This window comes from Virgibacillus sp. LDC1, from assembly GCF_025792345.1.
In the GTDB taxonomy this organism is placed as follows: domain Bacteria; phylum Bacillota; class Bacilli; order Paenibacillales; family Paenibacillaceae; genus Paenibacillus_AQ; species Paenibacillus_AQ lautus.
In genome coordinates this window covers 2,113,986-2,131,854 of record NZ_JAOXLZ010000001.1, presented here as the reverse complement: position 1 = coordinate 2,131,854, position 17,869 = coordinate 2,113,986, and the positions used below count along the sequence as shown (strand labels likewise).

The 17,869-nt window shown below is 43.8% G+C and carries 16 protein-coding genes and 1 pseudogene; 13 read left to right on the top strand and 4 right to left on the bottom strand.

Translation table 11 applies throughout. The features are described from left to right. Window positions 1-19 precede the first annotated feature (19 nt). Window positions 20-403 carry a VOC family protein gene (locus OHJ21_RS09535; RefSeq protein WP_100537428.1) on the top strand — a complete coding sequence of 128 codons (384 nt, stop codon included), beginning with the start codon at window positions 20-22 and terminating at the stop codon, window positions 401-403. Window positions 404-731: 328 nt separating this feature from the next. Then, window positions 732-1,581 (top strand): annotated as a pseudogene (locus tag OHJ21_RS09530) (amino acid permease). Window positions 1,582-1,677: 96 nt separating this feature from the next. Here OHJ21_RS09530 and OHJ21_RS09525 read toward each other — a convergent pair. After that, a complete protein-coding gene (locus OHJ21_RS09525) occupies window positions 1,678-2,640 on the bottom strand; it encodes a helix-turn-helix transcriptional regulator (protein WP_326120519.1) in 963 nt (320 codons plus the stop codon). A 108-nt stretch (window positions 2,641-2,748) separates the two neighbouring features. Between OHJ21_RS09525 and OHJ21_RS09520 the strand changes: the two genes are divergently transcribed. The 8 genes from OHJ21_RS09520 to vat(I) all read left to right on the top strand — a co-directional run bounded on the left by OHJ21_RS09520 (window position 2,749) and on the right by vat(I) (window position 11,371). Next, window positions 2,749-3,228 (top strand): GyrI-like domain-containing protein, encoded by a 480-nt coding sequence (locus OHJ21_RS09520; protein ID WP_100537426.1) that lies wholly within the window; start codon window positions 2,749-2,751, stop codon window positions 3,226-3,228. A 78-nt stretch (window positions 3,229-3,306) separates the two neighbouring features. Then, a complete protein-coding gene (locus OHJ21_RS09515; RefSeq protein ID WP_100537425.1) occupies window positions 3,307-3,771 on the top strand; it encodes a phage tail protein in 465 nt (154 codons plus the stop codon). Window positions 3,772-4,073: 302 nt separating this feature from the next. Then, the gene (gene ppsA / locus OHJ21_RS09510; RefSeq protein ID WP_486019925.1) at window positions 4,074-6,683 is read left to right on the top strand and encodes a phosphoenolpyruvate synthase; all 2,610 of its coding nucleotides are present in this window, start codon (window positions 4,074-4,076) and stop codon (window positions 6,681-6,683) included. 431 nt (window positions 6,684-7,114) lie between these two features. Further along, the gene (locus OHJ21_RS09505; protein WP_100537423.1) at window positions 7,115-7,939 is read left to right on the top strand and encodes a squalene/phytoene synthase family protein; all 825 of its coding nucleotides are present in this window, start codon (window positions 7,115-7,117) and stop codon (window positions 7,937-7,939) included. 289 nt (window positions 7,940-8,228) lie between these two features. Continuing rightward, window positions 8,229-9,032 (top strand): undecaprenyl-diphosphate phosphatase, encoded by an 804-nt coding sequence (locus OHJ21_RS09500; protein WP_100539400.1) that lies wholly within the window; start codon window positions 8,229-8,231, stop codon window positions 9,030-9,032. A 208-nt stretch (window positions 9,033-9,240) separates the two neighbouring features. Next, a complete protein-coding gene (locus OHJ21_RS09495) occupies window positions 9,241-9,474 on the top strand; it encodes a hypothetical protein (RefSeq protein WP_207797463.1) in 234 nt (77 codons plus the stop codon). Window positions 9,475-9,533: 59 nt separating this feature from the next. Then, a complete protein-coding gene (locus OHJ21_RS09490; protein ID WP_486019924.1) occupies window positions 9,534-10,343 on the top strand; it encodes a stalk domain-containing protein in 810 nt (269 codons plus the stop codon). Between the two features lie 398 nt (window positions 10,344-10,741). Beyond that, window positions 10,742-11,371 carry a streptogramin A O-acetyltransferase Vat(I) gene (vat(I), locus tag OHJ21_RS09485; RefSeq protein WP_486019923.1) on the top strand — a complete coding sequence of 210 codons (630 nt, stop codon included), beginning with the start codon at window positions 10,742-10,744 and terminating at the stop codon, window positions 11,369-11,371. Window positions 11,372-11,636: 265 nt separating this feature from the next. On the opposite strand, the gene OHJ21_RS09480 is transcribed toward vat(I), so the two are convergent. Further along, window positions 11,637-11,822, bottom strand: a complete 186-nt coding sequence (locus OHJ21_RS09480; RefSeq protein WP_100537420.1) for a LapA family protein — start codon at window positions 11,820-11,822, stop codon at window positions 11,637-11,639. A gap of 334 nt (window positions 11,823-12,156) precedes the next feature. Between OHJ21_RS09480 and OHJ21_RS09475 the strand changes: the two genes are divergently transcribed. Further along, window positions 12,157-12,933, top strand: coding sequence for an NAD-dependent epimerase/dehydratase family protein (locus OHJ21_RS09475; protein ID WP_486019922.1), 777 nt, complete (start codon window positions 12,157-12,159; stop codon window positions 12,931-12,933). Between the two features lie 110 nt (window positions 12,934-13,043). Here the strand turns inward: OHJ21_RS09475 and OHJ21_RS09470 are convergent, their stop codons facing one another. After that, window positions 13,044-13,592: a TetR/AcrR family transcriptional regulator gene (locus OHJ21_RS09470; RefSeq protein WP_100537418.1), complete on the bottom strand. Its 549-nt coding sequence runs from the start codon at window positions 13,590-13,592 to the stop codon at window positions 13,044-13,046. A gap of 210 nt (window positions 13,593-13,802) precedes the next feature. Between OHJ21_RS09470 and OHJ21_RS09465 the strand changes: the two genes are divergently transcribed. Together OHJ21_RS09465 and OHJ21_RS09460 are read left to right on the top strand one after the other, a co-directional pair. Next, window positions 13,803-14,852, top strand: a complete 1,050-nt coding sequence (locus OHJ21_RS09465) for an NAD(P)-dependent alcohol dehydrogenase (RefSeq protein ID WP_486019921.1) — start codon at window positions 13,803-13,805, stop codon at window positions 14,850-14,852. A gap of 158 nt (window positions 14,853-15,010) precedes the next feature. Further along, window positions 15,011-16,273 carry a multidrug effflux MFS transporter gene (locus OHJ21_RS09460; protein ID WP_486019920.1) on the top strand — a complete coding sequence of 421 codons (1,263 nt, stop codon included), beginning with the start codon at window positions 15,011-15,013 and terminating at the stop codon, window positions 16,271-16,273. 67 nt (window positions 16,274-16,340) lie between these two features. On the opposite strand, the gene OHJ21_RS09455 is transcribed toward OHJ21_RS09460, so the two are convergent. Then, window positions 16,341-17,798 carry a serine hydrolase domain-containing protein gene (locus OHJ21_RS09455; RefSeq protein ID WP_486019919.1) on the bottom strand — a complete coding sequence of 486 codons (1,458 nt, stop codon included), beginning with the start codon at window positions 17,796-17,798 and terminating at the stop codon, window positions 16,341-16,343. Window positions 17,799-17,869: the final 71 nt, after the last annotated feature.

The window sequence follows — 17,869 nt, the reverse complement described above, 5'->3', positions numbered from 1 at the left end:
CTAAGGAGGCAAAAACATTATGAAAATCATGGTGACCAGTTTATTTGTTCAAGATCAAGACAAGGCACTTGAGTTTTATTCAGAAAAGCTGGGGTTTGTCAAAAAGGAGGACGTTCCCGTCGGAGAATTTAGGTGGATAACGCTTGTTTCACCCGATGACCAAGAGGGTACCGAGCTTTTACTCGAACCGAATGACCATCCTGCCGCTAAAGAATATCAGAAGAAGATATTTGCCGATGGCATCCCAGCAACGATGTTTGGCGTTGCAGATATTAATAAAGAGTATCATCGATTGTTGGAAAGCGGCGTGAAGTTTACGATGGAGCCGACAAAAATGGGCGAACTCACAATAGCTGTCTTCGATGATACATGCGGCAACCTTATTCAGATTGTGCAGAAGTAACTCCATGGCGAGTTCTAACGACTTTATTGGGAGTTTTACGGTCAGTGAAGCGTTTTTTATCAAAAATTAAAATACCTTTAATGTTAACCCTGTCCTATTATTAGGACGGGGTTATATACATTTACAAGGTCTGATACTAAATGAGATTGATGTCATTCTAGAATAGTAGGACCCCTTGTAGGTTTACCAAATGAATATAATTGTTTTCATAGGAACAAGCTACTACAATTGGATTAGCGTGTATAAAACAAAATTGGCGTCTACTTCTTATGAGATTTGCAGCTTGTCCAAATGAACAGCAAAGAGAGCAGCAGAGGGGGGAACTGTAATGAAAAACAATGAATTAAAGAGAGGGCTCGAAGCTCGTCATATTCAGATGATTGCTTTAGGCGGCACAATCGGTGTCGGATTATTTATGGGCTCTGCAAGCACGATCAATTGGACAGGTCCTTCGGTGATGCTTGCGTATGCAATTGTAGGGGTTTTTATATTTTTCATCATGCGCGCAATGGGAGAAATGCAGTATGTAGAACCGAGCACGGGGTCATTTGCGACCTTTGGACATAAGTACATTCATCCTTTGGCAGGGTATGTGACGGCTTGGAGCAACTGGTTCCAATGGGTTATTGTCGGGATGGCGGAGATCATTGCTGTTGGGACGTATATGAAGTACTGGTTTCCGGATTTGCCCGCTTGGATACCAGGGCTCGTCGCAATCGTGATTCTCGGTGCAGCCAACCTATTCTCTGTGAAATCATTTGGTGAATTTGAGTTTTGGTTTGCGATGATTAAAATCGTTACCATCGTCCTGATGATTGTTGCAGGGTTGGGTCTGATTTTGTTCGGAATAGGCAACGGTGGGCATGCGATTGGATTTTCGAACTTGTGGCATACCGTGGTTTGTCATTCTAATCAGTCAAATCAATTTCAGAAAAACCAAGGGGAATGCCTTGCAGCATCATCCGTTCAAAATGCCTTTCGCCCCGGTGACAAACTATGTGACCATTGCCTTTTTGCTTATGGTACTGGTCGGTATGTGGATGAACGATGAAACTCGCTTTTCCCTGATTTCCGGCATTATTTTCTTAGGAATTGTTGTGATGAGTTATTACGCTTTTGGGATTGGCAAGGCAGCTCCAATATACGATCAAACCAATCATGAAAATAGCAGCAAATGAATTGGAAGACTTCCATTTCCATTTGAAGATACTAATAAACATCCCATTCTCACCAAAAGAGGAATGGGATGTTTTAATTGGTTTAACTGGTACTGCTTATGGGCAGTATAAGTTTAATCTCTCTTGTAAACCTACTAAGACTTCTTCCGGTATCTCCCTGACCTTGATATCTCCACCTAGGAAAAGCAGCCAATTTGTAATTTCAGTTAATTCTTCTGAATGATGAACATTGATAAAAGTCTTTAAGGTAGCTGTGGTTTGATACGGGTTCGTATATGAAATTGAAAACTTTAAAGGATGGTATTTTTTGAACTGGGCAATCGCCTTGGGGCCAAGATCAAGGACAAGGTTGATTACTTCTTCGTGCTTACTTAGTTGTTCTAAAATTTTTTTCTTACTTACTCTTTTTTTCGTAGGGTATGGTTCTACATGGGTGAGATTGTCGACAGGAATAATTCGCCTCTTTTCTTCCTCTAAGTCAAAGCCTTCAATTATCCATAAGCTCTTTTCACGATAGAGGTGTAAGAGATAAATGGTATAAGACTTTATCATCTTTTCTTCTTGGATGGAAACCGATAAATACCTGTCCACAAGAAGAATTTGGATGAGCTTTTCTAACATCGGATGGGGCAGGTCAGACAAGTCAAGCAGGTCTGGGTTATTGGGGTTGGTCCCTTCAAAAAGCAATATTTGATTCAAAAGCACAAGGTCATCTTGCTGGTTCTCCGAGATGAGACCTAGTAATTTTTCAGCTAAAGACTGACGGCTCTTTAGATAAGGGAGTTGTTGATTTCTTGTGGCCATAAAGGCAATAAACAGCGCTTTAATTTCAGTATCGGTAAAGCGGACCGTGGGCAGGACAGAGTTGTTCATAACAAAATAACCCCCGTCCCTCCCAACTTCAGCAACAAGCGGCATCCCCATGGCTTCAATTTCTCGGATATCTCGAATCGCCGTCGAACGAGAGATGTTAAATTCCTGCATGATCTCAGAAATGGTAAAGTGGGCGCGGTTGTTGATATATCGCATAATGGTATTGATTCGTTCAACTTTTTTCATGGGCCTCTCCTAAACAGTATCATTTTTTGACATGATTTAAGGTTATTATAAACCTATCAAGTGAAAAGACAATCATTTGATAAATTTAAAAAAAGGATGGTTTTGAATATGACAAATTATGCGCTTGAGGAAAAAGACAGCTTTATCGTATTAGGAATTGGAACGGAGCTCCAGAGCGATTACACAGACTATGCTGGCATAAACAAGGAGAAGGCGGATTTTTGGGAGGCCGTGAAACAAGATGGAAGGCTGGACACGTTAAAGGCCATCGCCGCAAATGACTACATTTTTGCCGTAAACGAAGCGGTGAATAACAAGATGATGCATTATGCCGGCGTCATGACAGAGACATCGTTACCTGAAGCAACTCGAGTGATTCAATTTCCTAAAGGGGAATACCTCGTTGTAAAAGGGGAAGGGAAGACGGCTGATGAGTTGAGTAATAAACTTACTGGCATTGCCTTTGGACAAGTCTTGCCGGAAGCACAAAATTTTGCCTATGTTGGCGGGCCAAATGCAACGGTTGAAATGGGGCAGCGAGACGATCTTGTATTCGGTGAGTTGTGGATTCCGGTTGTAAGGAAATAAGCGAATGCTCTTGATGCGAGCTTTACTCGAAGTCGATTCAATGAAGTAATGCTCGCATAACTTTTAGGAGGAATGGAAATGTCCTATATCGTTGATTTTAAAAATGTGTCTACGCATGGCTTAGAATCTTCACCCGCAGCAGAAGCGCTTGCTGGTTTACGAGCGAATGAAGCCCGTTACTTTATGAACAAATATAAGCATGAATTTACGGTTGTACCCGCTAGCGAAAGCCAAGAAACCCTTGATTATGTAAACCGAATTTTAAAAGAAGAACGTGATCTTGAGTTTGCGGCCAAACCTTTAGAAACCTCGCGCTTTCAAGTGGAAAATATCCAATTTGCCTACGTCTTTTATGAGGATGGTCTTGCCCTCAACGTCATGTATACGGTGGATGATCCAAAGAAGCGGGCTGTTGGTTTTAAGCTTTCGGAGGGGATGGAGGTTCCACAGGAGTTGGAAGGGAAGTTTAAGTTTGCTAGACAGAAGTCGAAATTAGCTGGAACCATTCGGGGCTCGTTTTTCGTCATTAAAGGAGAATATTAAAGGATTAACAGAAGACAGAAACTTGTGCATGCAGTGAAAACCCTGCTAGCTATCCACTGACAAGAGCAGCGATATTTCGCAGCTCTTTTTATTTGGTTTGGATGTCACTAAGATAGCGGAAAACAAAAAAAGAACCTGAAGGTTCTTTTTTATTGCATATAAACAGACATGGTGATATAATCAGACCACGACTGACAAAATGAAAATAGACATAAATATCTTATATTACAATTTAATTGTACCATGCCGAAAAATCCTTGTCAAATGTTTTTTCTCAATTTAATGGTTAGGAGAGATGTTGAATGCGTTCGTTGGTTCTCGATTTTCAGGAAATGGAAAAAACGCAGCTTTGGCTCGTTGGCGGAAAAGGGTTACATTTAGGGAAATTATCAAAAATCGAAGGAATACAGGTTCCCGAAGGATTTTGTGTGACAACCGTGGGTTATCAAAGAGCCATCGAGCAAAACGAAACGTATCATGCTTTGCTGGGTCGACTAACTATGCTAAAAGCAGAAGATCGAGATCAAATTGGTGAAATCAGCAGGAAGATCAGACAAACCATTATGGATATAGAAATTCCTCCCGATGTAGTGACAGCCGTAACTCACTATCTCTCCCGGTTTGGCAAGGAACATGCTTATGCCGTGCGTTCTAGTGCGACTGCCGAAGATTTACCGCATGCCTCTTTTGCCGGTCAACAAGACACCTATTTAAACATCATCGGCGTCGATGCCATCTTGCAGCATATCAGCAAATGCTGGGCTTCCCTATTTACGGATCGCGCGGTGATCTACCGTATGCAAAATGGATTTGACCACAGTCAAGTTTATTTATCCGTTATTGTGCAAAGGATGGTTTTCCCACAGGCTTCAGGGATATTATTTACCGCCGATCCGATGACCTCGAGCCGAAAGGTGTTATCCATCGATGCCAGTTTTGGACTTGGAGAAGCGCTTGTCTCTGGTTTAGTATCTGCCGATGGTTATAAAGTGCGGGAAGGGGATATCGTCGATAAGAGGATAGCAGCCAAAACATTGGCGATCTATGGACGAAAAGAAGGCGGAACGGAGACAAAGCAGATCGATCCTGATCAGCAAAAGACTCAAACACTTACTGATGAGCAAATTCTACAACTGGCACGCATCGGAAGACAAATCGAAGCTTATTTCGGCCAGCCCCAAGACATCGAATGGTGTTTGGCCCATGATACCTTTTATATTGTTCAGAGTCGGCCAATCACGACTTTATATCCGATCCCTGAAGCGAGCGATCAAGAAAATCACGTCTATATCTCTGTTGGTCATCAACAAATGATGACGGATCCTATAAAACCACTGGGGTTGTCGTTTTACCTGTTAATTACTTCTGCACCTATGCGTAAAGCCGGCGGGAGGTTGTTTGTCGATATTTCAGCTATGTTGGCTTCGCCTGTCGGCAGAGATGCGTTACTAACCCTGGGACGATCCGATCCGCTCATAAAAGACGCACTTGAGACCATTATAGAGCGAGATTTTATAAAACTGGTGCCGACTGATGATAAAGAACGGAGTCCCGGGAATCGCGGTAAAGGCAAGTCGTCCGCAGGCGTTCAAGCGCAATTCGAACACGATCCGGCAATCGTTTCCGATTTGATTAAGAGCAATCAAGCTTCAGTAGAAGAACTAAAATATAACATCCAAGCGAAATCGGGATCGGATTTGTTTGATTTTATTCTGGAGGATATCCAACAATTAAAGAAGATCTTATTCGACCCCCGAAGTACCTCTGTGTTTATGGCGGCTATGGATGCTTCCGAATGGATCAACGAGAAAATGATGAAGTGGTTGGGGGAAAAAAACGCAGCCGATGCGCTTTCGCAATCCGTGCCCCACAATATTACTTCGGAAATGGGTCTGGCGTTGTTGGATGTCGCAGATGCGATCCGTCCTTATCCGGAAGTGATTGAATATTTGCAACATGTAAAAGATGATCCCTTTTTGGATGAACTACCTAAGTTTGAAGGCGGACAGGAAGCCCGAGACGCGGTGCAAGCTTATCTCAACAAATACGGTATGCGATGTGCCGGAGAAATCGATATTACTCGAACGCGTTGGAGCGAAAAACCGATTACGCTTGTGCCTTTAATTCTGAATAACATCAAAAACTTTGAGCCTCATGAAAGCATTAGGAGATTTGAGCAAGGGCGACGGGAAGCACTGCAAAAAGAACAAGACTTATTATATCGATTGAAGCAATTGCCGGATGGTGAACAAAAAGCCAAAGAAACCAAACGAATGATCGACCTCGTCCGGAATTTCATCGGTTATCGTGAATATCCAAAATACGGGTATATTAATCGCTACTTCGTATATAAGCAGGCTTTACTGAAAGAAGCCGAACAACTCGTACAAGTGGGCGTTATTCATGATAAAGCAGATATATATTATCTCACTTTTGAGGAACTTCACGAAGTCGTACGCACACATAAACTGGATTACCGGATGATCAACAAACGAAAAGACGAGTACAAATTATATGAAAAACTAACTCCGCCGCGTGTTATCACCTCGGATGGTGAAATCATAGCAGGCGAGTACAAACGAGAGAATCTCCCTGTCGGAGCGATTGCAGGTCTGCCTGTTTCCTCTGGAGTTATAGAGGGGCGAGCACGAGTCATCTTAAACATGGAAGATACTGATCTGGAAGATGGAGATATATTAGTCACCTCCTTTACTGACCCTAGCTGGACACCATTGTTTGTATCCATCCAAGGCCTAGTCACCGAAGTGGGTGGACTGATGACCCATGGAGCAGTTATTGCACGTGAATATGGCTTACCCGCAGTTGTCGGCGTGGAGAATGCTACTAAACGGATAAAAGATGGGCAGCGAATTCGCGTCCATGGAACAGAAGGGTATATCGAAATATTGTAAGAACTGAATGCGTCAAGTAAAAGGTTTTGTCATGAAAGACGGCATGAAATACAACCTGTCATGGATAAAAGGGTGATATAAAGCCGAGATTGCCCCCGCGATGCGAAGTATCCGTTTTCCCTTCGGGACCGATCCGTAAACTTATATTATTTTTAATCACTGACACACTGTGGTCGATGTTATGTGTTTATTATAAAGCCGCGTCCATTCAGATGCTCCCGACTGCTGGGGGAGATCTTTGCTGGTGTATTTCGAGAGAACAAATCAATAAACGCGTCATTTCCATTGAGGGGTGAGAGAGGCAAATCGAGAATATCGGTTTGCCTCTTGTTTTGTTTATAACGATGCCTAAGTTTTAAGTACAATTTGGATTGACTATATCAACGTGTGTTATCATGGTAAGTAATGAGCAATTTAAAACTTAGCTATACTTGGAGGGAGTACTCATTAATAACGTCGCCTTGAATGAAGCCATGTCCATGTTAAAGAAGACGAGCCGTACTTTTTATATACCCATTAGTTATTTGGATTTAGGATTAAGGGAGGCTGTTACATCTGCCTATCTATGTATGCGTGCAATAGACGAAATCGAGGATCATAATGAACTCAATGACGAATTGAAAGTTGAATTGCTTTTTGGAATTCATGAAATATTTAAGTCACAGGATATTATGGAAGCAACACCAAGACTACTATCACCTTATCGGACAGTATTACCAGAAGTTACGATGCAGCTAGACAAATGGGCGATCCTTTGTCCGTCTTCCGGAGCTCCCATCGTAAATCATTACATCGCAAAGATGGCGTTACATATGTCTGAATGGGTTCAGAACGGGTGGAACATTCATACAGAAGAGGATCTGGACCGATATACCTATAGCGTTGCGGGTATGGTTGGAGAAATGTTATCCGAACTATGGTTATGGCATGACGGAACGCAATCTGATCTAACGAAGGCAATTGCCTTCGGAAGAGGGCTCCAATCGGTAAATATACTTCGAAATAGAGATGAGGATCTTAAACGTGGCGTTGACTTCTTCCCTGATGGTTGGGGATTTCATGAGATGCACCAGTACACATGCCGTAATTTACAAACCGCAGACTCTTATATCGCCGACCTGAAGGATGGTCCGGCGTTAAAGTTTTGCAAGATTCCATTAGCGTTAGCTCATGCTACGGTCAACCTCATTTCTGCGGGGGGAAGCAAATTAACGCGGGATACGGTACTTAAAATTGTGAATCGTGTGACTGGCTAATATAATTACTTCATATCAGAACGTTGGATGATGGACAGTCCCGGCTAAGCGGGGCTGTCCTTTTTCACGTAGTCTGTGTGTGAGAACAGTTTCGTTCATGGTGTAACAAGTGGGTGCCTATCTTCCAATTATCTAGTCAAAGGGCTGTTTAAGACTAAAACAATGAGCAATGTGACAATTATGTCATACGGAATGGAATTTTGTTATGTTAATCGATGGGAATATATAGATGTCCCCCTTATACTGGAAATTGCTGAACGAGTTTGTTTCCGAAGGGGGATATTCATTGGTGACTGATGTAGTTAAAGCAATAATACTTGGCATTATAGAGGGCTTAACTGAATTTTTACCGGTTTCGTCTACCGGACATCTTATTTTAGCAGGCAATTTGCTTAGCTTTGAGGGAGACGCTGCAATAACTTTTAAAATTGTTATTCAGTTGGGTGCAGTATTGGCAGTTCTCATTCTTTATTGGAAAAGGTATTTGGAGATTGGGGCTAATCTGATTAGAATGGATTTTTCCCAAAGTAAAGGATTAAATGTCATTCATATGATTTTGGCTATGTTACCGGCACTGATCCTATATCTTCTCTTCAACGACACCATAAAAAGCCAACTATTCGGCCCAACCCCTGTCTTGATCGGTTTAGTTGCCGGTGGCTTGTTGATGATCATCGCAGCACGGAGCAGGAGAACTAAAACCGCTGATACGATGGATGGGATTAATTATAAACAAGCTTTCGGGATCGGCCTGTTCCAATGTTTGGCTTTGTGGCCGGGATTTTCGAGATCGGGTTCGACGATTTCAGGCGGACTTTTACTTGGAACCAGCCAAAAAGCCGCCGCAGATTTTACGTTCCTTATCTCCGTGCCTGTTATGTTTGGTGCAAGCTTGCTGGATTTATACGATAGTCGCGATCTGCTGAATGCTGACGATTTATTTCTCATGTTGATTGGTTTTACGACATCCTTTCTTGTGGCAATGATTGCAGTCGTGACCTTCATCAAACTGATTAAGCGGCTTCGATTGGAATGGTTTGCTCTATACCGTTTTGTCTTAGCAGCTCTCTTCTATTTAATTGTCATCCAATGACCGGTTTTCGGCATGAATTGCTAGAGAAGTCTGTTCCGCTACCTTTTGCTAAAAGAAAATCCTAGTATAATGAGATGAAACGCAGCCGGAAAGCTGCGTTTTTTGTACTATGAAGACGAGATCACCCAAGGTTTTTTCACATCGTATTGAACCTTATTGGGCGATGGAGCCAATATCAGGTGTAAGTCCTAAAATGGAGGCCGGCCCTATGAATGAAATGGATATCCAGCCTTGGCTCATCCGGATGAGCCAGGGAGATGAAGAAGCGTTCCAGGCAGTTTATGATTTAACGCGTGATCAGGCTTTCGGATTAATCTATTATCTTGCCCCAAGCAAGCACGACGTCCTGGATATTATGAGCGAGGTGTATATCGAATATTGTGTGAGTAACCTTTTACCAGTTATAATCGTCTTTATTGTTAGCATTAAAAATTACAATTAGTGGGTGAGATTAGTATGAAAACGAAGCATTGGAAACATGCAGCTGCCGTTTTATTTATCATGTCTGTTCTTTTACCTCTGGGGGCTCAAGTATCTGATGCGGCTTCCAAGTACGTCGAACTGGAAATGCAATGGGAAGACGGTCGTACCACTCATATTGAGACGCTTCATAAGGACGGAGTGACTTACGGAAGTTTGTTCTCGCTAGGTAACCTAGCAGGTCTGCATTGGGGGATGGAAAATGACAATACGGCGGTTCTGAAGCGGGATCAGAAGCGCATTGTTGTACACATGGGAAGCAGCATTGCCGAAGTAGATGGTCGAGAAGTGGATATGGGCAGAGAACCTGTGTGGTACATCAGTAACTTTTATGTGCCGATTCGATTCCTCGCGTCTGCTTTGGACGGGGAAGTGGCCAATCGGGACACGAAGACGGGGAAGGTAACCGTGACGGGACTCAACAATTATAAGGATACTTTTAATGACAGCATGATGGGATACAGCTATATGATTCGCGCAGCAAAAGGGGATCTTGAGATTACTAATGCTTATACGGGTCAAAAGCATTCGATTCCGCTAGGCATAAAGGACATTAATGTAAATACTCATGATCTTACCTTTAACTTCAAGAGGTCTCCCAAGAATCTACTTATTCTAAGCATTGAATATACTAACCGAAAGACTGGAGACTACGATCTGTATGCATTGGTATTCAAGAATCAAGGGCTGATTCGCAAATCCATTGCTCATGGGTTAATGGAGCCGCATGAAATCTTGAAGTCGGACGGCACCATTCAACTCATTGATGATAAAAATATACGTATTATTGATGATGGAAGCGGCAATGTACTTAACGTGATGTCTCGGTAAATGGCTAGTATTAAATGAAGAGGAAGGCGGAAGATACTCGAGTTTCACCATTTCAAATGACTGGAGGGACAGATACGGTTAATGGGAGTTGATTCCATATGTGGAGTATGGTAAATTTGTCTTATTCAGTAAAGAAAGGGTGACCCCAAGCCGATGATTTATTAATCCTATCCACCAAAGAAAATCTATTTTCCAGGTTTTCGGGATAGGATTAGTGCGGGCTTTTATATATTAACATAATGTTCGACTGCTTTTTTGTATAGCAGCACGTCTTTGTGTTTGTATGTGTGCCTCCTATCCGTTGACCGGAAAGGAGGCTTTTTTTGTGTGGCCGATAATGGTTTGAAAGATGGTAGCGTTCCAGCCGGATAAATTGCGATGAGAGGGATGGTGTAGAAATGACAGGACCGAATCCAGATGAGAGATATCCTCTACCCGGGGATAACAATCTCCAATTTATTAAGAACACGATTACAAAACCTAATATTATCGCAGGAGATTATTCATACTACTATGCATTAAACGGAGAATCATTTGAGGATCAAGTATTGTACCATTATGAATTCATTGGAACTAAATTAATAATCGGCAAGTTTTGTTCAATCGCTTCCGAAACCAGATTTATGATGGATGGAGGGAACCATCGGATGGACGGTTCAACCTTTCCTTTTAATATCTTTGGAAACGGTTGGGAGAAATTCACTCCATCTATAGAAAATTTGCCGATCAAGGGAGATACGATCATTGGAAATGACGTATGGATCGGAAGGCGTGCAACGATCATGCCGGGTGTACAGATTGGCGACGGGGCTATCATTGGCGCAGAAGCTGTCGTTGCAAAGGATGTGGAGCCCTATACGATCGTTGGAGGAAATCCTGCAAAGGAAATCCACAAGCGGTTTTCAACTGAAATCATACAAGAGTTATTGGAAATCAAATGGTGGGATTACGATATCGAAGTCATCAATCAATATATTGGCGCGATTGGAAGCGGCAATATGGATTTGCTTAGAAAGATGAGACGGTAGAAGGCGAATTCTTCACCGTACGAGCAAGAATTTGATTTCAAGGCTCACGGGCAAACAAGTGCTGGACCCTTTATACCCATGGTCTAAGGATAAGAGCATCAAGTAAAATGACCGGTCGAACGCCGGTCATTTTTTTCGTTTAGGATGAGAGTTTTTTGTATTGTTACGTGTTGTTTAAGAAACAGAAGGTTCCGTACAAAATGGGACGGTTCCATAGATGGAGGTTGGAGGGAGGGGGCTTAGTTCTGTTCCTACAAGCCATACTTCATTCTTTTGAAATTTTTTTTGAAAGGAGATCTATTTTTTTGTGCAATTGTTGCAGTTCCTTATTGTAGTGTCTGTAAGTTAATAAACCGAGAATTGATTTGATACCAAAAAAGATGATGGCTGCAATTACAATTAGCAAATAATTGTGAGCCATTTGTCCGAGCCAGCTGTTGATTTTAACCATGATAACCCTCCTTCATGAAGAGTATTTCCTTTTCAGTTATGAACTTATGCCACGGTATATGTCGGACGTCGTGAATGATCTTCTACATAAAATCGGATATTTTAACCATAATAATACAACCCATATTATTCCAAACGTAAACAAGGGTGGCTATGGAAAGCTTAATTTCCGTTTTAATGAACTTATGGTCCCGAGTTTGCACTTGTGTTAGAATACTCATTCTTTAAATGGTACTAAATCAGACAAAGATTATCGTATATATCCTTCTCCTAACGGGTAATTACTAACAGCACAGCAATCGCGTGACGACGAAGCGAGAAAGGAGTTTAAACGAATGAAACGCAAACTGTTAATAACCGGAGCGGCGGGCACCATAGGGAATGTAATCTACAAGGGGCTGCAAAAAGACAATCGGTATGACATTGTCGGAGCGGATATACAGGCGGATGATAGGCAAGGCATTGTACAAATGGACATCGTGGAAGAGGCCCGGTTGGCCGAGCTCACGAAAGGTATTGACACGGTGCTTCATTTTGCCTGGATAAAGGACAACGGGGATTTTCTCGGTAAGGTGCTGGAGGGAAACGTGAGCGGTGCATACAAGTTATTTGAGACAGCGGTGCAAAATGGCGTTCGCCGCATTATTTTTGCCAGTTCCAATCATGCAACCGGTTTCTACAAGACTTCCGAGAAGGTGGAGCCTGACGATCCGTACCGTCCGGATAGCTTTTACGGGCTCAGCAAATGTTATATCGAACTGCTGGGCCGACTTTATTCAGATCAGGGCAAGATCTCTTCGTTCAATATTCGTATTGGCAACTTTCCTGGGGACGATCGTCCTCATTCAGAGCGTGCGGGGCATATCTGGATATCCGAGCGTGATATGCTCCAACTGATCGTTTGTTGCATTGAGGCTGATGACGAACTTAAGTATTTAAATCTGTACGGCACCTCCGCCAATAGCGATAACTACTACAACATCGATTATCTGGAGGAATTGATCGGATACCAACCTCAGGATGACGCAACCAAGCTGCTTGAGCTAGCCAAGGCAGCGGGACGCAAGGTGCATCAGGATGAGACGGTCTATCAGGGGGGACAGCAGCAATAGCAACTTCGAAGATTCACCGGTAACCTGGAGTCCAAGCATCGATAAAGATCGGTGTCGTCTGCAGGCTTGGCGACTGAAAGCCGCATGTATTGCGGCTTTTTCATTTTGAGTTAAAGGCTTCTTTCTAACAAAGTCCCGACTTGTTTGGCCATGACTTGCGGCGAGTAGGGCATTCCATTTCGGATCCACCATTCAATGATCCCTACATAAGCAGTACCTGCATATTGCAGCATCACATCTTCATTTAATTCCGCATTTTTTCCGCTCTCTTTGTCAATCTCACCTCTGAATCCTTCCATGAAAGAAGTAAGCAGCCGCGTTCTAAAAGAGGAAGGGGCACCTTTGGACGCTAACATGGTTGAAAATAGCACATAGTTCTTTTCAAAATATTCGAAATACGGAACAAGAGCATCCGCCCATTCCATCTCACATGCCCATGTATCCATCTCTTTTAATTCATGAATGTGTGCCTCCATGATTTGATTCAATAAATCATACTTGTCCTGATAATGAAGATAAATCGTACCGCGGTTTAAATTTGCCTGGTCCGCAATGTCTTGAATGGTAATATCATCGAAGTTTTTTTCTGTCATCAATTCAATAACGGCATTTTTTAAGGCTTCCTGCGTTTTTAGAATTCTCCGATCTACTTTGGCCATTTCTTCTTTTCCTCCTAACATCCCCAACATAATGAACACTTTTGAACATCTTGTTGATATATCAACAAATTCCGTTTTTTTAACCATTGAACTTATGCTTCTTTTTTCTATAATAATAGACACGAGTTGATTAAACAACTCAATTTGTTTATTCACTCTCTGTGGATTACGACGATTCCCAAATAAAATGATATTACCTGGAGGTTATACATGATGAATGCTAATGCACGTGCTGTGTTCGGTCCGGAAGGTCCGTTCAAACGAACTACAATTGAGCGTAGGGATCTTAAGCCGCATGATGTCCTCATTGAGATCAAGTACGCCGGTATTTGCCATTCTGACATCCATACCGCTCGCGGGGACTGGGGGCCGGTCCAATATCCACTCGTACCAGGACATGAAATCGCCGGCATAGTCGCCCGGGTTGGTTCGGAAGTCACTAAGTATACGGTTGGTGACCGAGTAGGGGTTGGCTGCATGGTTGATTCCTGCAGTGAGTGCGAGAGCTGCCGAAGAGGAGAGGAGCAATATTGTCTTAATGGACATACGGGTACCTATGCAGCAATCGATAGATATGGTGAATATACACAGGGTGGTTATTCCACCCACATCGTCGTAACGGAAGATTTCGTGGTTCGAATTCCGGACGGCATAAATCTTGATGCCGCCGCACCGCTTTTGTGTGCTGGGATCACGACGTACTCGCCGCTGCGCCATTGGGGTGCTGCACCCGGCAAAAGAATCGCGGTTGTTGGACTTGGCGGCCTTGGACACATGGCTGTGAAGCTTGCTCATGCCATGGGAGCAGAAGTAACGGTTATTTCTCAAACCTTGAAGAAAAAAGAAGACGGTTTGAAGTTAGGCGCCGACCATTATTATGCCACCAACGATCCGGAGACATTTAAGAAGCTAGCCGGTACGTTTGATCTCATCGTGAATACGGTGAGCGCCAAGATTGATTTGAATGCCTACCTGTCACTGCTGGCGGTGGACGGTACCTTGGTGAACGTCGGTGCACCGCCGGAGGCATTGCCTGTTCAAGTGTTCTCGCTTATCCCGCATCGTCGATCGTTTGCTGGATCGGCAATCGGCGGTATTCGAGAAACACAGGAAATGCTGGATTTCTGCGCTGAACACCACATTACGCCTGAGATCGAGGTTATCTCCGCTAATCAGATTGATGAGGCTTGGGAACGTGTACTTGCTTCGGACGTCCGGTATCGATTTGTCATTGATATCAGCACAATGGAGAATGAATAAGAATTCATTGCATCCCAAAATAATGAAGGGCACACCGAGTGGTGTGCCCTTTAGTTAAGATGAGGAAAGTCGGTCGAGCGTACGACTAAATGCGATAACACCTAAAGCAAATGCGTTATTTTAAAGAAAACATTCAATCCGTCATAGGAGATAGAGGAATGAAATATAAGACCAAAAAGAATACTCTTGGATTTGCCCTGATCTTGGCAGCATTTTCGGCATTAGGGCCATTTACGGTTGATATGTATCTTGCATCACTTCCACAAATCGCTGTTTTTTTTGGAACAAGCGCAGCGGCGGTTCAAGCGAGTTTAACCACCAGCCTGTTAGGTTTAGGATTAGGACAGTTGGTCATGGGGCCGCTAAGCGATATGTATGGAAGACGTCCGCCTTTGCTGACCTCCATGATATTGTACATCCTTTCCTCGATTGGATGCGCTTTTGCACCAAGCATAGAGTGGTTCATATGTTTAAGATTTATTCAAGGGGTTGCAGCGTCGGCCGGACTCGTGATTTCGCGAGCTATTGTCCGAGATCGGTTTAGCGGTGTCGAAATGACGAAGTTTATCGCGCTCTTAACGATGATCAGCAATGTAGCTCCGTTAATTTCGCCAACGCTCGGGAGTGCGGTTATGTCTTACAGCTCATGGGGAAGTGTATTTCTATTTTTAGGGGCGCTCGGCATCGCACTGACCGCGATAACCGTAGGAGGATTAAAGGAAAGCTTACCTGTACTGCAGCGGGTACCAAGCAATCCCCGGTCGTTGATCAAAAATTATAACAGCTTGTTCCGAGAGCGGTCGTTTATGGGATATGCTCTGGTCAATGGCATCTTGTTCGCAGGTGTCTTCGCCTATGTTGCGGGCACCCCGTTTATTTATCAAAACATGTACGGCGTGTCGCCGCAATCGTTCTCGATCCTCTTTGCGTTGAATGGACTTGCTATTATTGCGGGATCTCAATTCGTCAAGCTTCTCGCAGGCCGGTTAACTGAAAGCCGGCTATTTAGGATCGGGTTAATTATAGCGTTTCTATCTTCCGCTGCAATCTTGTTCGTCGTATTGGTACATGGAGCACTGTCTGCCATGTTTATTTCGATCTTCTTATTCGCTTTTTCCATTGGGATCATAGGGCCTATCTCCTTTACGTTAGCCATGGAGTCGCAGGGGCATATTGCAGGCAGCGCTTCCGCCGTGCTCGGCTCCTTACAATTCGCGTTAGGTGCCGTGCTCGGCTCCTTACAATTCGCGTTAGGTGCCGTGACGTCTCCGCTTGTGGGAATTGCGGGAGAAAACTCCGCGATTCCTTTTGGAATGGTCATCTTTTCTACCAGTTTATTATCGATTGCTGCCTATCTCTTCCTGATTCAAGGGAGACAAAGATTATCCGGCGGTAAAACTAGCTCTGAATCTCATAGGTGAACGATTTAAAAAGGCAGTTATAAAGCTGCCTTTTTCTTCAATCGGTATGATGGTGAACGTGGTGGCATTATGGTTTGTTAGCCTTCAATTGGCCATTCCTTGTGTATTGAGTATAGTTGTTATAGTAGCAAGCCACATGCACGAAATTGACAAGCGACCATACAACAAGCCATATAATAGGTGACGACAGGGTAGTCCAAAGACCGGACCAAGGCAGCACGCGCCCTCCGCCGATAAACGTCAGCAATGGGGGGAGAGACAAGAGGATGAGGACCGGAATCAGCCTAACGACCATTGTCAGAATGAACATACCGGCAGTAAGGCGTTTCTTCCTCCGACGGATACGAACATAAGCATAGGCACCCCAGACAAGCGTTGCGAGAATCAGCGTCATCATGATCATTGCCATGTTTCGGTCGTTAAGAAAAGAGATTTCGGGCTGATCTCCCCTCATAATAGCCGCGATCCCATCGATGACTTCCGAGTAATTCACAAATGCGTTCAATCCCGAATTAAACATCACCGTAATCCCCATCAGCTCGTCCAAATAAACCGTTTCTTCCGACTTATACGTCCAGAAAATGCCGCTGTGAGAGATTGTACGGCCGCGTGATTCGTCTTGGTCTGCGAGCCATCCCATGCCGTACGGCGAAGTCTCTCCGGCTGAATGAAATTGATTCCTCAGCGCCGGGGAAAGAAGGTGGCCGCTATATTGGGCAATCATCCACTTGGACATGTCTTCCGCGGTTGAAACGATGCCTGCAGGACCGTCAATAAACCACAGCGGCTCTGAGCGACTCACGGAGCGGCCTAGAATCGAGTAATGACCTGGTGGGATAGCTTCATTCCCATTGATTTGATGCGTCGTGCTGACACTGTAGGTATGGTTCATACCCAGGGGTTTGAAAATATGACGTTTCAAGTAATCCGAAAAACGCTCTCCACTGATGCTTTCCACGAGGTTCGCCAACAGCACGTAATTAGGATTATGGTAACTGTAAGTTGTTCCAGGTTTATGGGCGAGCTCAACCTCGTTTAATAACCGGTTTGCTTCAGGCAGTGATTGGAATTGCGGAGTCCTTGTCATATCTGGATTTGTTCTATCAGTCAGACCGCTGGTCTGATTCAATAAATGCCGAACCGTAATGTCATGCACTCGGGGATCCCGTGGTGAAAGTTCGGGAAAATAAGAAACGTAAGCCTCATCCAGATCAATCCGGCCGCTATCCACCAACTGCAGTACGGCTAATGCGGTAAAGGACTTGCTGAGCGAAGCAATGGGAAAAGGGGTTTCGCCCGTTATGCTTTTGCTATCTGCAAATGTACCATAGCCTTTAGTGTAGAAGGCCTCTTCGTTTAGGGAAATCGCCAAGGACGCACCTTCGATATGGTTTGCCTTCATGCTCTGACTCATGTATTCGTCGATCTCCCGCCAAATTTTCGTGCGGTCTCGGACTTCCAAGGCGGATACGGACTTTGCCATCGCGGTCCATAGCAGCAGCAAGCAGGTAAATACGATTAACATTCTTTGTTTAGTGTTCGGCATCATAGCACTCCTTCAATCAAGTTAAGGAAATGCTATCGGATAATATTCAA

What these genes read in the sequence shown, in the direction of transcription:
- OHJ21_RS09535 (WP_100537428.1), top strand. Translation starts at nt 20, where the DNA reads ATGAAAATCATGGTGACCAGTTTATTTGTTCAAGATCAAGACAAGGCA.
- OHJ21_RS09525 (WP_326120519.1), bottom strand. Translation starts at nt 2,640, where the DNA reads ATGAAAAAAGTTGAACGAATCAATACCATTATGCGATATATCAACAAC.
- OHJ21_RS09520 (WP_100537426.1), top strand. Translation starts at nt 2,749, where the DNA reads ATGACAAATTATGCGCTTGAGGAAAAAGACAGCTTTATCGTATTAGGA.
- OHJ21_RS09515 (WP_100537425.1), top strand. Translation starts at nt 3,307, where the DNA reads ATGTCCTATATCGTTGATTTTAAAAATGTGTCTACGCATGGCTTAGAA.
- ppsA (WP_486019925.1), top strand. Translation starts at nt 4,074, where the DNA reads ATGCGTTCGTTGGTTCTCGATTTTCAGGAAATGGAAAAAACGCAGCTT.
- OHJ21_RS09495 (WP_207797463.1), top strand. Translation starts at nt 9,241, where the DNA reads ATGAATGAAATGGATATCCAGCCTTGGCTCATCCGGATGAGCCAGGGA.
- OHJ21_RS09490 (WP_486019924.1), top strand. Translation starts at nt 9,534, where the DNA reads ATGTCTGTTCTTTTACCTCTGGGGGCTCAAGTATCTGATGCGGCTTCC.
- OHJ21_RS09480 (WP_100537420.1), bottom strand. Translation starts at nt 11,822, where the DNA reads ATGGTTAAAATCAACAGCTGGCTCGGACAAATGGCTCACAATTATTTG.
- OHJ21_RS09475 (WP_486019922.1), top strand. Translation starts at nt 12,157, where the DNA reads ATGAAACGCAAACTGTTAATAACCGGAGCGGCGGGCACCATAGGGAAT.
- OHJ21_RS09470 (WP_100537418.1), bottom strand. Translation starts at nt 13,592, where the DNA reads ATGGCCAAAGTAGATCGGAGAATTCTAAAAACGCAGGAAGCCTTAAAA.
- OHJ21_RS09465 (WP_486019921.1), top strand. Translation starts at nt 13,803, where the DNA reads ATGATGAATGCTAATGCACGTGCTGTGTTCGGTCCGGAAGGTCCGTTC.
- OHJ21_RS09460 (WP_486019920.1), top strand. Translation starts at nt 15,011, where the DNA reads ATGAAATATAAGACCAAAAAGAATACTCTTGGATTTGCCCTGATCTTG.
- OHJ21_RS09455 (WP_486019919.1), bottom strand. Translation starts at nt 17,798, where the DNA reads ATGTTAATCGTATTTACCTGCTTGCTGCTGCTATGGACCGCGATGGCA.